The 17,488-nt window shown below is 46.3% G+C and carries 17 protein-coding genes and 1 pseudogene; 4 read left to right on the top strand and 14 right to left on the bottom strand.

Translation table 11 applies throughout. From position 1 onward, the window contains the following. Window positions 1–31: 31 nt before the first annotated feature. From LPY66_RS08345 to LPY66_RS08315, 7 genes and pseudogenes are all read right to left on the bottom strand, one after another. Window positions 32–601, bottom strand: a complete 570-nt coding sequence (locus LPY66_RS08345) for a flavodoxin family protein (RefSeq protein WP_337987619.1) — start codon at window positions 599–601, stop codon at window positions 32–34. 219 nt (window positions 602–820) lie between these two features. After that, window positions 821–1,348 (bottom strand): annotated as a pseudogene (gene scpB, locus LPY66_RS08340) (SMC-Scp complex subunit ScpB); the annotation flags it as partial. After that, window positions 1,345–2,118, bottom strand: coding sequence for a segregation and condensation protein A (locus LPY66_RS08335; RefSeq protein WP_337987618.1), 774 nt, complete (start codon window positions 2,116–2,118; stop codon window positions 1,345–1,347). The pseudogene scpB and the gene LPY66_RS08335, both read right to left, overlap by 4 nt. Further along, entirely contained in the window at window positions 2,118–3,092 is a 975-nt protein-coding gene (gene trpS, locus LPY66_RS08330; protein ID WP_337987617.1) for a tryptophan--tRNA ligase, read from the bottom strand. Before trpS ends, LPY66_RS08335 begins: the two co-directional genes overlap by 1 nt. A gap of 126 nt (window positions 3,093–3,218) precedes the next feature. After that, on the bottom strand, window positions 3,219–5,780 hold the full coding sequence (locus LPY66_RS08325) for a CBS domain-containing protein (RefSeq protein WP_337987616.1): 2,562 nt from the start codon (window positions 5,778–5,780) through the stop codon (window positions 3,219–3,221). Window positions 5,781–6,054: 274 nt separating this feature from the next. Next, window positions 6,055–6,402, bottom strand: coding sequence for a hypothetical protein (locus tag LPY66_RS08320; protein WP_337987615.1), 348 nt, complete (start codon window positions 6,400–6,402; stop codon window positions 6,055–6,057). A gap of 75 nt (window positions 6,403–6,477) precedes the next feature. Next, the gene (locus tag LPY66_RS08315; RefSeq protein ID WP_337987614.1) at window positions 6,478–6,771 is read right to left on the bottom strand and encodes a hypothetical protein; all 294 of its coding nucleotides are present in this window, start codon (window positions 6,769–6,771) and stop codon (window positions 6,478–6,480) included. 115 nt (window positions 6,772–6,886) lie between these two features. On the opposite strand from LPY66_RS08315, the gene LPY66_RS08310 reads away from it, so the two are divergent. Beyond that, entirely contained in the window at window positions 6,887–7,351 is a 465-nt protein-coding gene (locus LPY66_RS08310) for a hypothetical protein (RefSeq protein ID WP_337987613.1), read from the top strand. Between the two features lie 4 nt (window positions 7,352–7,355). Here LPY66_RS08310 and LPY66_RS08305 read toward each other — a convergent pair whose 3' ends face one another. From LPY66_RS08305 to spoVAC, 4 genes are read right to left on the bottom strand one after another with little or no spacing between them, the layout of a single operon-like run. Beyond that, the gene (locus LPY66_RS08305) at window positions 7,356–8,852 is read right to left on the bottom strand and encodes a spore germination protein (RefSeq protein WP_337987612.1); all 1,497 of its coding nucleotides are present in this window, start codon (window positions 8,850–8,852) and stop codon (window positions 7,356–7,358) included. Window positions 8,853–8,857: 5 nt separating this feature from the next. Next, window positions 8,858–9,220 carry a stage V sporulation protein AE gene (gene spoVAE / locus LPY66_RS08300; RefSeq protein WP_337987611.1) on the bottom strand — a complete coding sequence of 121 codons (363 nt, stop codon included), beginning with the start codon at window positions 9,218–9,220 and terminating at the stop codon, window positions 8,858–8,860. A 21-nt stretch (window positions 9,221–9,241) separates the two neighbouring features. Beyond that, window positions 9,242–10,249: a stage V sporulation protein AD gene (gene spoVAD / locus LPY66_RS08295; protein WP_337987610.1), complete on the bottom strand. Its 1,008-nt coding sequence runs from the start codon at window positions 10,247–10,249 to the stop codon at window positions 9,242–9,244. A 51-nt stretch (window positions 10,250–10,300) separates the two neighbouring features. Continuing rightward, on the bottom strand, window positions 10,301–10,771 hold the full coding sequence (gene spoVAC / locus LPY66_RS08290; protein ID WP_337987609.1) for a stage V sporulation protein AC: 471 nt from the start codon (window positions 10,769–10,771) through the stop codon (window positions 10,301–10,303). A gap of 330 nt (window positions 10,772–11,101) precedes the next feature. Between spoVAC and LPY66_RS08285 the strand changes: the two genes are divergently transcribed. The 3 genes from LPY66_RS08285 to sigF are packed head-to-tail and all read left to right on the top strand — an operon-like array spanning window position 11,102 to window position 12,685. Continuing rightward, window positions 11,102–11,419 carry an STAS domain-containing protein gene (locus tag LPY66_RS08285; RefSeq protein ID WP_337987608.1) on the top strand — a complete coding sequence of 106 codons (318 nt, stop codon included), beginning with the start codon at window positions 11,102–11,104 and terminating at the stop codon, window positions 11,417–11,419. A gap of 28 nt (window positions 11,420–11,447) precedes the next feature. Continuing rightward, window positions 11,448–11,885, top strand: a complete 438-nt coding sequence (gene spoIIAB, locus LPY66_RS08280) for an anti-sigma F factor (RefSeq protein ID WP_337987607.1) — start codon at window positions 11,448–11,450, stop codon at window positions 11,883–11,885. Between the two features lie 14 nt (window positions 11,886–11,899). Next, entirely contained in the window at window positions 11,900–12,685 is a 786-nt protein-coding gene (gene sigF / locus LPY66_RS08275; RefSeq protein WP_337988047.1) for an RNA polymerase sporulation sigma factor SigF, read from the top strand. Here sigF and LPY66_RS08270 read toward each other — a convergent pair. The 3 genes from LPY66_RS08270 to LPY66_RS08260 all read right to left on the bottom strand — a co-directional run bounded on the left by LPY66_RS08270 (window position 12,682) and on the right by LPY66_RS08260 (window position 17,477). Further along, window positions 12,682–13,851, bottom strand: a complete 1,170-nt coding sequence (locus LPY66_RS08270; protein ID WP_337987606.1) for a D-alanyl-D-alanine carboxypeptidase family protein — start codon at window positions 13,849–13,851, stop codon at window positions 12,682–12,684. The two genes, sigF and LPY66_RS08270, sit on opposite strands and share 4 nt — an antisense overlap. Window positions 13,852–13,949: 98 nt before the next feature. Continuing rightward, window positions 13,950–14,441, bottom strand: a complete 492-nt coding sequence (locus tag LPY66_RS08265; RefSeq protein ID WP_337987605.1) for a CoA-binding protein — start codon at window positions 14,439–14,441, stop codon at window positions 13,950–13,952. Window positions 14,442–14,783: 342 nt separating this feature from the next. Then, complete coding sequence (locus tag LPY66_RS08260) at window positions 14,784–17,477, bottom strand: ATP-dependent Clp protease ATP-binding subunit (RefSeq protein ID WP_337987604.1); 2,694 nt, start codon at window positions 17,475–17,477, stop codon at window positions 14,784–14,786. Window positions 17,478–17,488 lie beyond the last annotated feature (11 nt).

The following is a 17,488-nucleotide window of genomic DNA, read 5'->3' as shown; positions in this document are numbered from 1 at the left end:
ATATCCGTCGACGCTATACGCTATTTCACCGTCAGGTTCGACCTGCAGCCTCTTCCCCAAGTTCGCGCGCGGCCTGCAAATATGCCGGGTGCTTTTTGATTTCACCGTTACTGTCAATCCCTTTAATTAACAATTCACCGGTAAGCTCATAACCCGCTGCATCAAAGAAGTATTTCATCACTAATTGCGCGCCTTCAAAAACGCGTTCCCCTTTTGACGCGGACACACTGATGAAATACCCTTTTTTCTTTTGGTAGTACCGTTCATCCTTTAGTTTATATTTACGGGACCACAGGGCTTGGGTGCGGTCAATCGCGCATTTTGCCGTACCTGAAACGGAATAGAAGTAAATCGGTGATGCGAAAAGAATAACATCTGCAGATAAAATCGTGTCGTACAGCTTCTGCATACCATCCTTTTGGATGCACTCGCCCGTTCTTTCACAGGCACCGCAGCCCATACAGGGAGCAATTCTCGTGGAAGAGAGTAACACCTTCTCTGTGCGGGCACCCTGGGCCTGTGCTGAAGCTAACGCTTCATCAAGCAACGTTTCGGTATTCCCGCCCTTGCGCGGGCTGCCTGCAATTCCAAGTATAAACATTACTATCCCTCCAACATAAGAATCACGTATTAGTTAATTCTTCCGCGATTCTACGAATGTATCTCCAGGTTCTATCTCATCCTCACTGTGTTGAGGTACTTTTTCTTGTGCTTCATGATCATCTACTTCGAGTGGTTCTGTTTTCTCGCCGATTTCAGCGTGTACGAACGGCTCCCCTGCTGTGTCTGTGACAGCTTTATCGTTATCGTTATCCTCTTCCGCTTCGTCTTCCTCAGGTCGTGTGAGGGTCGGAAGCTCCTGGAGTGATCTCAAACCAAAGTGCAGAAGAAAATCCTCTGTGGTTCCGAAAAGAATCGGCCTTCCCGGACCATCTTTACGTCCGATTTCCTTGGCTAACCCTTTTTCCACTAATGTTGCCAGTGCCCGGTCAGATTGAACGCCTCGGATAAAATCGATTTCCCCTCGTGTGACCGGTTGTTTGTAGGCAATAATCGAAAGCACTTCCAAGGCTGCATTGGAAAGCGTCTGAGATGGCTGTTTGTATAAGACCTCGATATAACCGGCTAATTCCGGCTTTGTACCCAAACGAAATCCATCCTCCAGCTCTATCATGGTAAATCCGCTGGCGGGTGTCTCATAGCGTTCCTTTAAAACCTGAATCAACTCGGGGACGTCTTCCGCAGGTATCTCCAATATTTCTGCAAGCCGCTGTATACTCAGTGGTTCTTTAGCCACAAACAACAGCGCTTCCAGTGCCGCAATCTCCGTATCCTGAAACAGTATCATACCGACTCCTCATTCCGAATATCCCACGCTTTTTCTGTCGGGACTATGAATATTTCGTTCTTTTCCTCGCTTTGTTCCGCTCGGATTTTTCCGTCTTTCAACAACTCCAGTATAGCCATGAAAGCAACGACAATCTCTACCCGTGTCGCATATCTTAAGAGCTGACTGAATCGCATCCCCTGCGGATGGATGATCATGCGGCGCAGGATATCATTCGTCATCATCTCCACGGGAATTTCTTCAACCTGCATGTACTGTATATCTTCGCCTTTTTCAATTCGGCTCAAGATATTTTCAAAAGCCCGGATCAAATCCGACATCTCAACGCCGTTCAACGGGTCTGGGTGGGGGATCTTTGACATGATCTCATCCATATCGATTTCCCGAAAATACCGGTTGCCTAGGGTTGCTTCTTTCGATCCCAAATAGGAAGCAAGGCTTTTAAAAGCCCGATACGTCACAAGTCTTTCGACCAAGTCGTGTTTCATTTCCTCTTCCAGCAGCAGCTCTTCCTCTGTTTTCTGTGGTTTTGGCAGCAATTGCCTGGATTTAAGGTAAAGCAGCTGCGCGGCGAGTACTAGAAATTCCGTCGTAACCTCCATATCCAATGCTTCCATTTTACGGACGGTAGCAATGAACTGATCGGCAATCAGTGCGATCGGAATATCATAGATATCGACCTTATGCTCTTGAATCAAATGCAGCAGTAAATCAAGAGGGCCTTGAAAGGACGGGACTTCAACATAGGGCGCAGTATTTTTGGCTTCCATCAGACACCAATAGCTTGCCGAACTTCTTTCAGCGTTTCAGCTGCAGTCGCTCTGGCCTTTTCAGCACCCTCAAGCAGGACCCGTTCGACTTTTCCGTCTTCATCCCAGAAATTCCGTCGTACTCTGTAAGGTTCAAGTACGTTATTCAGGTTTTCCGCAAGATATTTCTTACAGGCAACACAGCCGACTTTACCGGCGGTGCATTCCTCTGTGATCCGTTCTGCATCCGGTGTATAGATGTGATGGAATTTTGCCACCACACAAACCTCCGGATGGCCTGGATCATCCTTACGCAGGCGTGCCGGGTCCGTGATCATCTGTTTTACTCGGGCGTTCACCTCTTCTGTAGACGCCGTCAGCGATATGGCATTATTATAGCTTTTGCTCATTTTTCGTCCGTCAACACCCGGTAAAAGCGGCACCTTACCAATGAGCGCCTGGGGTTCAGGAAAGACATTGCCATACAAGAAGTTGAAACGGCGCCCGACCTCACGACACAGTTCGATGTGGGGGATTTGATCTTCGCCCACCGGAACTGCCTTCGCTTTATAGACAAGGATGTCTGCTGCCTGCAGCAAAGGGTAGCCTAAAAAGCCATACGTATGCAGATCTTTTCCGTCGGCGCCCAACTGTTGGATCTGATCTTTATATGTCGGTACCCTCTCCAGCCATGACATCGGTGTGAACATCGAGAAGAGCAGATGCAGCTCCGCATGCTCTTTGACATGAGACTGCACAAATACAGCGCTTTTCTCAGGATCGATACCAACGCTCAGCCAATCCAAGGCGATCTCTTTTATTAACGCCTTAAGATTCAATTTGTCTTCGTATCCTGTTGTTAAGGCATGCCAGTCCACAATGCCATAAAAGCAATCATATTCATCCTGGAGCGCTGCCCAGTTCTGTAAGACACTCAAATGTCCAATATGGAGCGAACCCGTTGGCCGCATACCGCTAAAGATCCTGTTTTTCAATTTTAAATAACTCCCTTCAGACTTCATAGTAATTTGTCATTTCTATTTAAAACAACGTGTATCTTCTTTCCTCAATTAATACACTATAACCATTTATTAGTATAACACACAATTTTTCAATTACGATTATCGATTTTTCAGCAAATCGTTTAAAAAAATCTCCTCGTCGGCCGTATTGTGTATTTTCCCGGTAAGCCAACCGGCACGGATTTGCTTTAGAATGCATCCTATTTCCGGTCCCTCCCTGACGCCACGCTGGATGAGATCTTTGCCGGTTACCTGTATCTGTATCCCCTGGAGGAGTGCTTCATATTTATTCAGGATGTCTGCAAATTCGTCATGCTGCTTCAAAACCGCTAACAGTAACTCCGGCGTTCCGCTAAGGATCTCATCAACACCGACCATATCCTGCAGATTTTTCTGGTGAAGTTCCTCTCGTAACATGCCGTAGCGTACTGTAATTCTCTGCAGCGATTTTGGAAGATTAAGCTTATTTAGAATTTCCTTGATCCCGGTGAGGTCAACATTTTTAATGCTCATCAGCCATCTTACAGCCAGGGACTGATCCTGGGCATTTTCCATTTCGTTATCATTCCAGACATCATCATTCCAGAGATAATCTTTCTGAAACCAGGCTTTGAGCACACCATAACGATTCAGGTCCCTAACCATTTGCGTGAAGTGCTGTTCTTTAAATATAAGCAGAAATTCTTCGCTGAAACGATCGGCACTTACATTCGCCAAGACATTTTCCTTCAAAGCAATTGGTATGGCATCTTGGGTCACTTTGGCGAGTTTAAAACCATAACGCCCGGCAAAACGGATCGCTCTGAGGATCCGGGTTGGATCATCGATGAAACTGAGATTGTGTAAAAATCGGATCTCCCTTTGCTGTAGATCGCGGTAACCCCCGTAATAATCGATAATGTCTCCAAAAAAACCTTCATTCAAACTTAATGCCATGGCATTGATCGTAAAATCACGGCGGAATAAATCGTCCTTAAGTTTTGATTCCTCAACAACCGGAAGCGCGCCAGGGAACTCATAATCCTCCCTACGGGTACCGGCGATGTCGATATGTGTTCCATTTCTGAAAATCAAGCTCGCTGTACCAAATGATTCATGTAGGATCAAACGGAAATAGTCCAGCCGCTTACTCAGCCCTCGCGCAAAGGCGATACCATTCCCCTCGACGACAATATCCAAATCATTGCTCGGTGTATGCAAGAGCAGATCTCTGACAAATCCTCCGACTAAAAATACGTTGCATCCCAGCTGACCAGCGATTTCTCTGCTTAGTTTCAGGTAATTCTGGATATCCTGCGGCAGCGTTTCAATCAGCTTGAGGTTTTCTTCCCTGCGCGCAATGCTTCTGTCTCTGGCGAGTTCAAGGGTTGTGGGTACAACACTTCCAAATACCAGCCGCATCATATCCGATCGGGAGACGATCCCGACGAGGTTCTCGTTTTCGATGACAGGAATCCTGCCGATATCATGCAGAATCATCAGCCGCTGCACTTCATCCCAGCCCATGTCCGGATTAACCGTGATGACCTCCCGGGTCATAAACCCCTTAACGGGAGCATGCAGTAATCCATGTTTATATGCCTTGTCCACGTCCCGGCGAGAGATAATGCCTACCAACTTCTGCTCCTGAACCACCGGCAGCCCCGTATGTCCATACTTTAGTAGCATCTCGCTGACTTCTTCGATGGACGTTTCGGGATGGACTGTTTTCACTGGGTAGCTCATGATATCCCTGACCGTATTTGGCCTATCCGCCCGAAGTCGTATTTCCTCTTGAAGAAGTCGAATGACTGTGGGTACTTCGGCATCTTTGATCACAGCCGAAGCCGCTTTTTCGTGGCCGCCGCCGTTGAAAGGCTTCAGGATGATATTGACTGGCAGCGCAACACCCATAACCCTGGATACAATATAGACCCTATCAACCATTTTGACCACAAGAAAAAATACATCCGCGTTCTCGATTTTACGTATCCGTTCAGCCAGCTGGGCCAGACCGGAAAAATACTCTTCGCATTCGGCATACGTGATATAGACAGAAATGCCATTGTATTTTTCAATAGTGCCATTATCCAGCAGTTGTTGAAATAACTCCCGTTGCTCCACGGTTAAGGGTTTATACAAATATTCCGTGATGACAGTTAATTGAGCCCCGTTTTCCAGCAAAAAAGCAGCTGCCTGTAAATCCCTCGGTGTGGTATTTTCAAAAAGGAGGCTGCCGGTATCGTCATATATTCCTAACGCCATCAGCGTCGCTTCGAAATGCGTAATGGCAATGCCCTGCTTTCGTATGCGTTCCACCAGAATTGTAGTGCACGCTCCAACCATATCGATCGTCCAATTCTCATGACTGGATTCGATCACGGGATGATGATCAATAACCTCCAAGGGAATATCCTTGAGCTGCTGTACAATGCCTTTATTGGGCACACTCCGGTGGATATCCTGCGTATCCACCAGGATGATCTTATCAATCTGTTCAATTGGAATATCCTTGAGACGATAGCAGGGCAAATGTTCTTTAGCCAAAGCAAAAAACTCCTGGACGTAAGAACCCTGTTTTCCGTCAATAACCAAGATGGCATCCGGATATAATTTTTGTGCAGCCACCATTGAGGCCAGCGCGTCAAAATCAAGAAACTGGTGTGAAAGAATGATTTTCATCAATAATTCCTCTATCACTAACCCTTTTCGAAAATTATATCATCTTTAAATACCCCTGAGCAACCAAGCCATAGCGCGTTCGATCTGCCACGGTTCACCGCCAAGACCCATATTTCTTCCATCCAAATCATTGCACTTCAATCCGTGAGGATACACCAATTGTATCCAAGCACGACCTTTGTTTTACTTAAAAAAATATCCTGCTGTGCCGTGCATGACAGGATATCTCAAGAACAAAAGTAAAGCCATGTCTTATCTTGGATAGGACAGCGCATTACTCTTCAGATTGCTTATTAAACTGGCTCATGGCCGCATCGATTTCATCCTGACTCAATCCTTCTTTTTTTAGCCGAAAATCGATAGCATCAGACCAGAAACCACACTTTGACGCCATCTTTTTAAAATGCTTCCCGTTGATCTTGCTCCGATGGGAACGCGACTCCGCATTCGCCTGTACGATCGAACAAATATACTTGGCCTTGAGCAATGTGCTCTGATCCATTTCATTGTATTCCTTGTTTAGAAGCTCGATCACGCCGGAATAATACGATTTGAATTCTTCAAAGGGGATTTCTGTCTCCATTTGAAGATATTCCATTAGTTTTGCTAATTTTTCGTCCATTTCTTCCTCCTGTTGGAAATATCCTCAACTATTGTATCGCAAAACTCGCGCTAAAAAAAGAAATATGTATAAACTTTATTTTTTCATTTCCTGTTCGATCCTTTTTTCTATTTCTTCGTCCGTAAGATCATATTCCCGCATCATTTCACGGGCGTGTCTTCTTTGTTCCTGGTAGTAATCCCGCATTTGGGCTTTCACTTCTTCCGTGTTTTGCTCCGGATAAACATCGATATAATCTCCGTGAAAGCGGCCATCGTGGTTAACCTGCCGGCCCCGAATGGCCTTAAAAATGAAGTAAGAAAGTGAAGCGGTTATAATCAGCATTAATAAGGCCATCAATGGACTACCAAAGCCAAAACCAATAATCATGATATTACTCCTTTTATTCCCATTAATGTGTCAACATGGCATTTAAAGCAATATATTATCATGTACCCATTCTTATCTTATCATATGTTATCGTTATTCTAACAGGAGATTATCAATGAGTAACAACCTTTTTTCAAAAAAACAGTATGATTTTACGTTGATAAACCAACGGAGAATAAACCATACAGCGCTGAGCTATCCAATTTATTCTCCGTATATAACGCATCCATCTTTTTACAAGCCTTATTCGTATAGCGGATATAGATCCGGTGCGGATACCGGATACAGGCTAAATACGTATCCCGGTGCGATCAGCCCATCATATTTTTCGGGGATTCCACTAAATTCTTCTAAACCAATTCCGGTTATTCCTGCTCAACCCCAAAAACTGGGGCCTGCTGTGCTCACAGCAACATTGCCACTGCCAGTGACCCAAGGGGCTTCAGCATGGCCTGTTTCGCCTTTATCGCTGGATTCGTCAGGTCATTCCAATTATAGTGTGGAAAAAATACTGATTGCCATTCTGTTGTTGGTTTCTTTGGACTTGCTGTTCGTTCGCCCGACAAAGAAAGCCAATTAACGGATCAGCTTGGGTTGGGCCGTTCCTTGGGCTGCCGTATGCGATCTTTGGGCTTAAAAATACTGGGTCGTAAATTATGGATCGGCACCGGATGACGCACGAGGATTGTTTTCAATGCATCAAAATCCATGGGGATCAATGGCCATAGATAGGGTACCCCAAATGAGTTAGTCCGAAGCAGCAGAATAAAGACGAGTAATGCCCCTGCTGCCAATCCCCAGAAATTGTACGCAGCGGCACACAGGACAAGAAACAGCCGGACGAGCCGGTTGGCCTGGGCCAATTCATAACTTGGCGTGGCGAAAGTTCCAACCGCCGCGATGGCAATGTACATGACGACCTCAGATGTAAAGATACCCACTTCGATGGCGACGTCCCCCATCATGAATACGGCGATTAAACCAAGCGCCGTTGCCAAGGGTGACGGCGTATGAATCGCTGCCATACGCAGCAAATCGATGGCAATTTCGGCAAGAAGTACTTGTAAGACCAGCGGGATCGTTGCCGGTTTGTCCACTCCGATAAACTGCAGCCAATCCGGCAACAGGTGAGGATTCATTGCTGCAGCGAGCCATAACGGCAAGAGAAACACGGAAAGAAAAATCCCGATAAAGCGTACCCAACGCAAATACATACCCACCACCGGTTCCTGCCGGTATTCTTCCGCATGCTGAACATGGTGCCAAAACGTACATGGGGCAATCATGATACTGGGTGAGGTATCGACCATAATAAGGACGTTGCCTTCCAGCAAATGGATCGCAGCCACATCGGGCCTTTCCGTATAGCGCACCCGGGGGAACGGATTCCATACTTTGCTCCCGAGAATAAACTCCTCAACGGATTTTTCCGCCATCGGGATGCCATCTATGCGAATATTCTTGATTTCTTTTTCGATGTAGTCCACCATTTTAGGATTGGTGATATCTTCAATATAGGCAATACACACGTCCGTTTTGGAACGGCTGCCTGCTTTGACCAGCTTCATTCTTAAGCCCGGATCACGTAAGCGCCGGCGGATCAAAATGGTATTAAAAACCAGCGTTTCTGTAAATCCGTCACGTGAGCCCCGGGTCACCCGTTCTATATCTGGTTCTTGCGGCATCCGTGCGGGATAGCTTCTGAGATCAACGATGATCGCTTGGTTGGAGCCTTCAATCAGAATGACCATTGTCCCCGACAGAAGAAAATATATAACTTCATCCATGGCTTCCACTTCAGAGACTTGAAGGTCAGCAATTTTTGACTTGACGAGTTTATCGACCGCGTTAATGGCCAAATCGACACGCTGTAATTCTGTGAATATCTCGAGGATTAAATTGGTTGCTGGGCGACTGACCATCCCGTTAACGGAATAGATGGCCATTTTTTTGCCGCCTATCGTCATTTCTCTTAAAACAATATCAAAACTTTCCGGAAGTCCAAGCTTCTTATTTAAATAATCAACGTTTTCCTGGTAATTTTTTGAGATCGGGACATTCGTTTCTGCTGTTTGACTCATACCCATCACCCTTTCGGATTAAATACGACCGCTGTTAGATACCCAAACAATAAAGCTGCAGCGATCCCAAGCGCAGCACTTTCCAATCCACCGCTCATGGCACCCAGCATTCCGCTCTCCCGAGCTCCTTCGATTGCGCCTTTAGCCAGAGTATACCCGAATCCCGATAGAGGGACGGTAGCTCCGGCTCCGGCAAACTTGACTAAAGGCTCGTATAGTCCCAGCCCGCCCAGGATGACGCCGCCGGTAACAAAACCAACTAAAACATGTGTCGGTGTCACTTTGGCTTTTGTTAAATCCATAATGAGTTGTCCAATAACACAAATCAATCCGCCGACGATAAAAGCGGGAATAATATTGTTAAACACCGTAAATACCTCCTGTCCAGATCAATTCTCGATAGCAACAGCGTGGCCGATTGCCGGAATGGATTCACCTTGTTGTGTGGCAACGGTGCTGTGAAGACTGCCGCTGCCAATCAAAAGAACCTTATTAATTTCCTTGGTTTGAAGTTTCTTTAGAATATGTCCTGTCAAAACAACCGCGGAACAGCCGCAGCCGCTGCCGCCTGCATGAACGTCTTGCTTCGTGTCATAAATTAAAACACCGCAGTCCGTAACGTTATTGGTCAATTTAAGCCCGCTTCGTTTGAGAACCTCCAGTAACAGCTGCAGCCCGATCATACCCAAATCCCCGCTGATGATCAAATCATAATAATCAGGGGTGCGCTGCAGGTCATGGCAATGATTGAGGATCGTGTCTGCCACCGCCGGCGCCATGGCAGCCCCCATATTATTAGCATCCGTTTCACCGTAATCAAGTATCCTGCCGATGGTCGCGCTGGTGACTTTAGGTCCTGTTCCGCTATCCGCTAAGAGGATCGTTCCTGCTCCGGTCACCGTCCATTGGGCAGACATAGGACGCTGGCTTCCCTGCTCTGTCGGCAATCGGTATTGTCTTTCAGCGGTATCGTGATGGCTTGAAGCACTGCATAATACTTTTGATGCGAAGCCACCGTCAATTAACATTGCTCCCAAAGCAGTAGACAGCCCCATGGTGGAACACGCTCCGTAAAGACCGATGAAAGGCAATCCAACTTGCCGCGCGGCATAATTCGAAGAAATAATTTGATTCAGAAGATCGCCTGCCAGATTATAATCAATGCTTTCCAAGGGGACCTTCGCTTTTTCAGCTACTTTCGTCATGGTCATTTCAAGCATTTTCATTTCTGTCTTTTCCCAGGACTTTTCCCCGTTATAGGTATCCGCAAGAATCATATCAAACGAATCTTTAAGAGGACCCAATCCCTCTTTCGGGCCAACGACATTGTATCCTGCCAGAATAACCGGCGGATTTTGAAAGACCACGGTTTGATTTCCTCTCCTTTTTATGCTCATGGCTTATGCCTCCTTGGTATTGGGATTACTCCGGATTTTCCAAATCAGGTGTTATCGGATTAATAAATAGATTAACCCGACGATAATTGAGCTTGCGATGCCGAATACCAAAATCGGACCGGCTACGGTAAAAAGCTTTCCTCCGGTTCCCAGCACATAGCCTTCTCTTTTATATTCAAGTGCGGGTGAGACCATGGAATTCGCGAAACCGCTAACCGGTATAATCCCTCCGGCTCCGCCATATTTGACTATCGTGTCGTATATGCCGAAGCCTGTAAGAAGGGCACCAAGTAAAATAAGCGTCGCTGTAACAGCCATTGGCGCTGAAATCGCACTGAGTCCCAAATAACGTATATACACATTGTTAAGAATTTGCCCGATACTGCATATGAGTCCACCGACGAAAAAGGCCATTAATGTGTTTTTTAAGACTGTTGGTTTCGGCATTGCATTTTGCGTAAGCTGTTTATACTCCTCGGGAGTGACCGCAATCGTTGGCGTACGAAGATTCTGTTTTGGCATCGCGTATAGTTCACCACTTTCGTTATGTATTGTTACGTTTCCTTGCCATAGGATTCCCACTTTTTCTAATGAAATTCCACGTTTATTAAGTCTTCTTACAAGAGTCCGAATAAGCACCAGTATGTGACAAATGTTCTAAAATTCCGGACAGAGGATAAATTAGCCACATGGCGAAATATTATCAGTACCTTGCAGGCCCTAAAATTATATATACTGGGAAGCAGATTTCTTTTTAAACAATGCAGTATTAAGAAAATCTGCCCTCAGGCTGCGCTGTACTGGATTAAGCTGAATAACCATAAGCTTACGAAATCAAGGAGCGAAGATCATATGAGAAAAAAGATTGTACGTCAAACCCTGCACATATACCTGGAAGGCGAGCTTGATATGAGAAACGCCCAAGACCTCAAAAATTCAATTGATTTGGATATTGAAAAAAAAGGTATTCGGACCATTGTCTTGGATCTGGAAAACCTGGAATTCATCGACAGCTCCGGCTTAGGCGTCATTTTGGGACGATATAAAAAGCTGCTTCCCCTTGGCGGGAAAATAAAAATAGCCAATGTCCCGCCTCATATCTATCGTATTATGGAGTTGTCCGGACTTCCCAAAATCATCGAATTCTTACCTGACAAAACAGCGATGTAATCTTTAAATTTTGGAGGGAGAAAAATCCATGGAAGTAAACAAATTGATTCTGACCTTTACCAGCCTGCCTGAGAATGTAACTGTCGCCAGAATGCTAACCTCAACACTCGGAACACAGTTGGATTTACCGCTGAACGAACTTGAAGAATTAAAAGTCGCTGTTTCGGAAGCTGTGTCGAATGCGATCATTCATGGATACCGCAACCGGCCGGATCAATTCGTCACCTTGGAACTGGAAGCGGATTCAGCAAAAATCGTCATCATTGTCACGGATAACGGCTGCGGCATCCCGGATATTCAACAGGCCATGCAGGCCTCGTATACTACCGATCCGGAAAGAATGGGACTGGGTTTTGTCTTTATGCAGTCCTTTATGGATGAGTTGAAGGTGGACTCTGAAATCGATAAAGGGACGCGGGTGTATATGGTGAAGTACTTGAATCAAAACCATCCATCCTCTCATTGAGAAGGGGTGGTATGATGATTCAGCGACTATCCGATATGAACCTGCCCCGCTTTCCGCTACTGTCGGAAGAAGAAATGATGCAGCTGCTGCATCAAGCTCAGACTGGGGATATTGACGCGCGGGAAAGACTTGTCAACTGCAATTTGAAATTAATTTTTAATGTTATTCAGCGTTTTGCCCACCGTGGTTATGAGCTTGAAGATCTTTTCCAGATCGGTACCATTGGTTTAATCAAAGCCATCGATAAATTTGATTTTTCTTATGGCGTTAAATTCTCGACGTATGCTGTTCCCATGATCATTGGCGAGATCAGACGATTTTTAAGAGATGACCATCCTATCAAAGTACCGCGTTCCTATAAAGAACTGGCGTATAAAATCAACCGTTCACGCGAAAAGCTTTCCCTCGAATTGAAGCGAGAGCCGACGATCAATGAAATCGCGAAAGACATGGATATCGAAAGCGAAGATATCATTCAAGCACTTGAAGCCGTACAAACCCCCGCCTCGATTCACGACACCCTGTATCAGGACGACTCTGATCCGATCTATATCCTGGACCAACTACCGGAGGATCGGGATATCAGCCCGGTGTGGTTTGAAAAGATAGCATTGAACGAAGTACTGGACAAATTGCCTGCCAGAGAAAAGGATGTTCTAATAAAACGCTTTTTTGAAGATAAAACGCAAAGTGAAATAGCAAAGACAATGCATCTCTCACAGGTACAGATATCCCGGATTGAACGTGCGGCACTGCTTCGAATCAAACAGATCATGAATGACGACAGTACGATAATTTAGTTGGCATAGTTCGGGGCCATACCATAGGATGTGACCACCGTACGTTTAACCATATCCAAAAGCCCTGCCCGTTTTACCTCTTCCTTGGCAACAAGTTTAATGCGTCCTTCTTCTTTTTCTCCGCAATAGAGGATCACTTCACCCAGCTGTTGCCCTTTATGGATCGGTGCTGACTCGGTATTTTTGAAATAATGGGTTTCAATACGGCACGCGTTTTCTTTGCCTTTTTCTATACACAACCCAATTGCCCTGTCACTGATAAGCTCTACAGTGGACGTGTTACCCTTGTTAACCGTTATTTCACCCTGTTTGGTGCCTGCTGCCGCAAATTCTTTGTAGGTATAGTTGGCGAATCCATAGTTGTATATCTTAATTGACTCATGAAAATGACCTCTGACCTCGGGAATACCCATGACAACACAAATAAGACGCAAGCCATCCCTCTTAACTGTGGAAGCCAGGCAATATTTGGCTTCTTGGGTCCATCCCGTCTTAAATCCATCGGCACCTTCATACCACCATAAGAGTTTATTGGTATTCCACAGCTTGAATTCACCATTACGCAGGTTGTATTCTTTCATTGCCGTCAGTTCCGTGACCAAGGGGTGTTTCAACGCTTCCATACCGATGAGAGCCAAATCATAAGCACTGGTATAATGGGCATCGGCAGGGAGTCCGTAGGCATTGACGAAATGGGTATTCTTTAATCCCAAATCCTTGGCTTTCTGGTTCATCCTGTCCACAAACTCTTCATGCGTACCATAAATATGCTCCGCTACCGCAACGCAGGCATCATTGGCTGAACCTACAGCGATAGAGATCATCATTTCCTTGAGGGAAAATGTTTCACCCGGCTCCAAATAAATTTGCGATCCTCCGAGTGAACTCGCTTGTTCACTTGCGGTTACCTTATCGGTCAACTTAACTTTTCCGCATTCAACAGCTTCCGCTGCAACGAGAAGTGTCATCAGCTTGGTGACGCTGGCCGGGGCAAGTTCTTTATGTGCGTTTTTTTCATAGAGTATCTTGCCGGTTCCCGCATCCATGAGTATGGCACTTTCCGCTGTGGTCTGAATGTTGGCTGCTTTGGCAGGTAATGCGTTTCCTGCTAAAAAGCTTACCGTGATGACAAGTGTTGTCAATAGACGCCAGAAATATTTCGGCATACTAAAACCTCCAAACTGTCGTTAATTGATGTTTAGTATGCCCTTAAGTTGCATTTTATAAGAAAAAACGAATATATTTTTATTCTATAAACAAATTTTTAACGAATTCTTTGGTACTTGCCGGGTACCTTTTTTTCATTTCTTCCGTGCCAATAGCATGGATTCAGAAAGGCCAAAGGTTTACTGAATAGTTTATGTTTCAGAATACATCCTCTCACAACCCCGATATTATTTTCCTGACATGCAGCCTCAAAATCGGGCGTCCAGTTCTGTTCCTGAAACCAGATATACTTCGCTTCACAGTCCACAGTATCCTGAACGATGTCTTTAATTAAATGCGGACGTAAACAAGGCACAATCACATCGACCTTTCCCTTTAGGGCAGCTAAATCCGGATATACCCGGCTGCCCTCAAAAATTTTTAGTTGAGGGGATACCAGGAAAACCCGGCAGCCAAAGTCTTTGAGCACGTGCGCGGCTTGCCAGGCATGCCTGTGCTTTAAAAAACGATCCGGCAAACCGATGACGGCATAGGACATAGCGGTATTCAAATTCCCAGCTAATTCAAAAATTTTCTTTTTATCCTTCAATGAAATCCACCTCAACAATACAAAAAGTCGAAGACTCTGTTTCATTAGAACAATTATTAAATTTAGAATTCCAATTAAAAATATATTCATAGGTGACTAAAATATTTCTATGCATTTCCACTGGATCTTATGAAAATCTTTTTAAAAGCCTCAAAAATGTTAATTGTTCGATCACTCCAAAGGAATTGAAGGAATAAACTTCTAATTAACATCATGTATATAATTGGATAACAGGCGACACTAAACGATTCATGTGACACCATTCCCTATATCGTAACAAGTTGAAATTAGTTAAAAAATGTTGTTGTTTCAAGCAACGACTTTAAATGTTTAACAAACGCATCATTCAACTTCCAATACAAAACCGTCCAGATTATCAATATCAAGCACTACGGCATATTCCCCATTTATACGGCCGTCAACAACGGCCAAGGCCACCCTGTCGACTACCTCCCGCTGTACCAAACGCTTGATCTTACGGGCGCCAGACTTTCTGTCGTATCCATTTTCAACTAAACGATGAGCCGCCGCCGGCGTGATGGATAAGCGATATCCGCATTCAACAAGATGTTTTTTCGTCTCTTCCAACTGATTATTCAGAATGGCTGAAACATCCTCCCGATTAAGCGGATCGAACTGGATGACATCGTCCACTCGATCGATAAACTCGGGCGGCAGTTTCTTTATTTCATCAGTAGCCGCTTGAGAAGTTTCCGACAGCTCCGCGCGGCAGGTAAAAATCAGGATTGTATTCCTGAAGCTTACTACTCGTCCGTGCCCGTCAGTCAGATGCCCCTTGTCCAATACCTGGAGATAGGTCGCGATGACATCCGAGTGGGCCTTCTCAATCGCGTCAATGAGAATGACGGCATACGGCCGGCGCCGGATGACATCTGTCAACTGTCCTCCCTCTTCATAGCCAACGTATCCCGGAGGCGCACCGATTAACCGATGGACGCTGGATTTATCCGTGTATTCGCTCATATCCAAATGGATGACAGAATTCTCATCATCAAACAGGTAGCCGGCGAGAACGCACCCCAGCTCCGTTTTTCCAACCCCACTCGGCCCCACAAAAAGAAAACTTCCGATAGGACGGTCCGGATCTGAGAATCCGGCGCGGGAACGGCGGATCGCGTTTGCCACAGCTGATATTGCTTTTTTTTGCCCAATGACGCGGGCTGAGATTTCCTCTTCCAACCGGGCTAGCCTATCCTTCTCACTTTGCATGAGGCGGCTTAAGGGGATGCCAGTCCAGGCGGAGACGACAGAAGCGATTTCTTCAGCGGTTACTTCTTCATGGAAGATGGCACCGCCGGCACGAATCTCGGCTAAGTTTTGTTCGGCTGCAGCAAGCTCGGTTTCCAGACGGGGAATCTGGCTGTAGCATGCCTCAGCCGCTTCCTCCAATTTGCCTTCGCGGGTTAACCTTTCGGTGTCAACCCGAGCCCAATCCAATTCGCCTTTAAGCCATCTTACCGCTTCGATGCCATCCCGTTCCCGATCCCATCCAGCCTTTTTTAGCGCGAGCAGGGCTTCCAGCTCCCCGATCCGGCATCGCAAGGATTCCAACCGTTCAACCCCCGCTAATCCTGTTTCGCCGCTCTGGGCCTTCTCTTCTATCTTAAGCTGGGTCAGCTGGCGGTGAATGCTATCGATCTCTACCGGCATGGAGTCAATCTCAATCCGCAATAGGCTTGCTGCTTCGTCCACGAGGTCAATGGCCTTGTCCGGCAGGTACCGGTCCGCGATATACCGGTTGGATAATCTGGCGGCAGCCACCAGCGCTTCGTCGGTAATATGCACGCCGTGGTAGACATCGTACTTTTCTTTGAGTCCGCGCAGAATGGTTATGGTCTGCTCAACGGTCGATTCACTGACAAAAATCGGCTGAAACCTGCGTTCAAGCGCCGCATCCTTCTCGACATGCCTCTGGTATTCATCCAGTGTCGTCGCCCCGATGGCATGCAGCTTTCCACGTGCTAATGCCGGTTTCAGGATATTGCTCGCATCCAGCGACCCCGCACTGTTGCCTGCGCCAATAACCGTATGCAGTTCGTCGATAAAAAGAATTACCCGTCCATCGGCGTCCTCCACTTCTTTGACGACAGCCTTAAGTCGTTCTTCAAAATTCCCGCGGAACTGTGCCCCGGCAATGAGCGAACTCAGATCGAGAATAACCAGCTGCCGGTCCAAGAGTGTTGAAGGCACATCGCCCGAAACGATCCGCTGGGCCAGTCCCTCGACAATGGCTGTTTTCCCTGTTCCTGGTTCCCCGATTAGAACGGGATTGTTCTTGGTCCGACGCGAAAGGACCTGGACGGTTCGCCGGATTTCATCATCCCTGCCGATGACCGGATCAAGTTCACCTTTCTTTGCCGCTTCGGTCAAGTTCTTGCCAAACTTATTCAAGGACTCGAAACTCATTTCTTCTGCCTGGCTGTCAAACTTATTGCTGCGGCGGTGCTCTATAATAGCAGCATTTAGCCGCGGCGGCGTCAGGCCCGCCTTCCGAAGGATCGTCCCCGCAACCCCATTGTCGGATGCCAATGCGAGAAAGAGATGCTCACAAGAAGTAAACGGGTCCCCCATTCTTTCCGCTTTCTTATGCGCGTCATTTAAGATATAGACCAGGACCGGCGACACATGTTTGGGGTTCGTACGGCCCCGGGTCCTAATCCCGTTTTTTATAGCGATTTCTTTAAATACTAAAGCATCGATCTGCGAACTCTTGATTCCGACTTTGGCTAAAATTGAAGTCACGGCGCTGTCCTCTTGTTTGAGGAGCGCCAGCAGCAGATGTCCCGGTTCAACCTCCTCCGCGGCGTGCTCCGAAGCATAGCTTTGGGCTTCCTGGATAACCTCCTGCGCCCGCAGCGTAAATTTCTCTGGCAGCAGATTAAAGCTATGCTTCAATGCACGTCTGAACATGTTCTTTGACCGCTTGCTAAACCGTTCTTTGAGCCTCTTTATCATCAGCCTTATCTTTGTCCAAATCCCAGCCATTAATTTTGTTGATTGTTGCTCTCTTTCCATGGACATTAACC

This window comes from Dehalobacter sp. DCM, from assembly GCF_024972775.1.
GTDB lineage: Bacteria > Bacillota > Desulfitobacteriia > Desulfitobacteriales > Syntrophobotulaceae > Dehalobacter.
This window is presented reverse-complemented; position numbering and strand designations above follow the sequence as displayed.

Bases quoted from the DNA above. Each gene is read 5' to 3' on its own strand.
- LPY66_RS08345 (WP_337987619.1), bottom strand. From the start codon at position 601: ATGTTTATACTTGGAATTGCAGGCAGCCCGCGCAAGGGCGGGAATACC.
- LPY66_RS08335 (WP_337987618.1), bottom strand. From the start codon at position 2,118: ATGGAAGCCAAAAATACTGCGCCCTATGTTGAAGTCCCGTCCTTTCAA.
- LPY66_RS08325 (WP_337987616.1), bottom strand. From the start codon at position 5,780: ATGAAAATCATTCTTTCACACCAGTTTCTTGATTTTGACGCGCTGGCC.
- LPY66_RS08320 (WP_337987615.1), bottom strand. From the start codon at position 6,402: ATGGACGAAAAATTAGCAAAACTAATGGAATATCTTCAAATGGAGACA.
- LPY66_RS08315 (WP_337987614.1), bottom strand. From the start codon at position 6,771: ATGATTATTGGTTTTGGCTTTGGTAGTCCATTGATGGCCTTATTAATG.
- LPY66_RS08310 (WP_337987613.1), top strand. From the start codon at position 6,887: ATGAGTAACAACCTTTTTTCAAAAAAACAGTATGATTTTACGTTGATA.
- LPY66_RS08305 (WP_337987612.1), bottom strand. From the start codon at position 8,852: ATGAGTCAAACAGCAGAAACGAATGTCCCGATCTCAAAAAATTACCAG.
- spoVAD (WP_337987610.1), bottom strand. From the start codon at position 10,249: ATGAGCATAAAAAGGAGAGGAAATCAAACCGTGGTCTTTCAAAATCCG.
- spoVAC (WP_337987609.1), bottom strand. From the start codon at position 10,771: ATGCCAAAACAGAATCTTCGTACGCCAACGATTGCGGTCACTCCCGAG.
- LPY66_RS08285 (WP_337987608.1), top strand. From the start codon at position 11,102: ATGAGAAAAAAGATTGTACGTCAAACCCTGCACATATACCTGGAAGGC.
- spoIIAB (WP_337987607.1), top strand. From the start codon at position 11,448: ATGGAAGTAAACAAATTGATTCTGACCTTTACCAGCCTGCCTGAGAAT.
- sigF (WP_337988047.1), top strand. From the start codon at position 11,900: ATGATTCAGCGACTATCCGATATGAACCTGCCCCGCTTTCCGCTACTG.
- LPY66_RS08270 (WP_337987606.1), bottom strand. From the start codon at position 13,851: ATGCCGAAATATTTCTGGCGTCTATTGACAACACTTGTCATCACGGTA.
- LPY66_RS08260 (WP_337987604.1), bottom strand. From the start codon at position 17,477: ATGGAAAGAGAGCAACAATCAACAAAATTAATGGCTGGGATTTGGACA.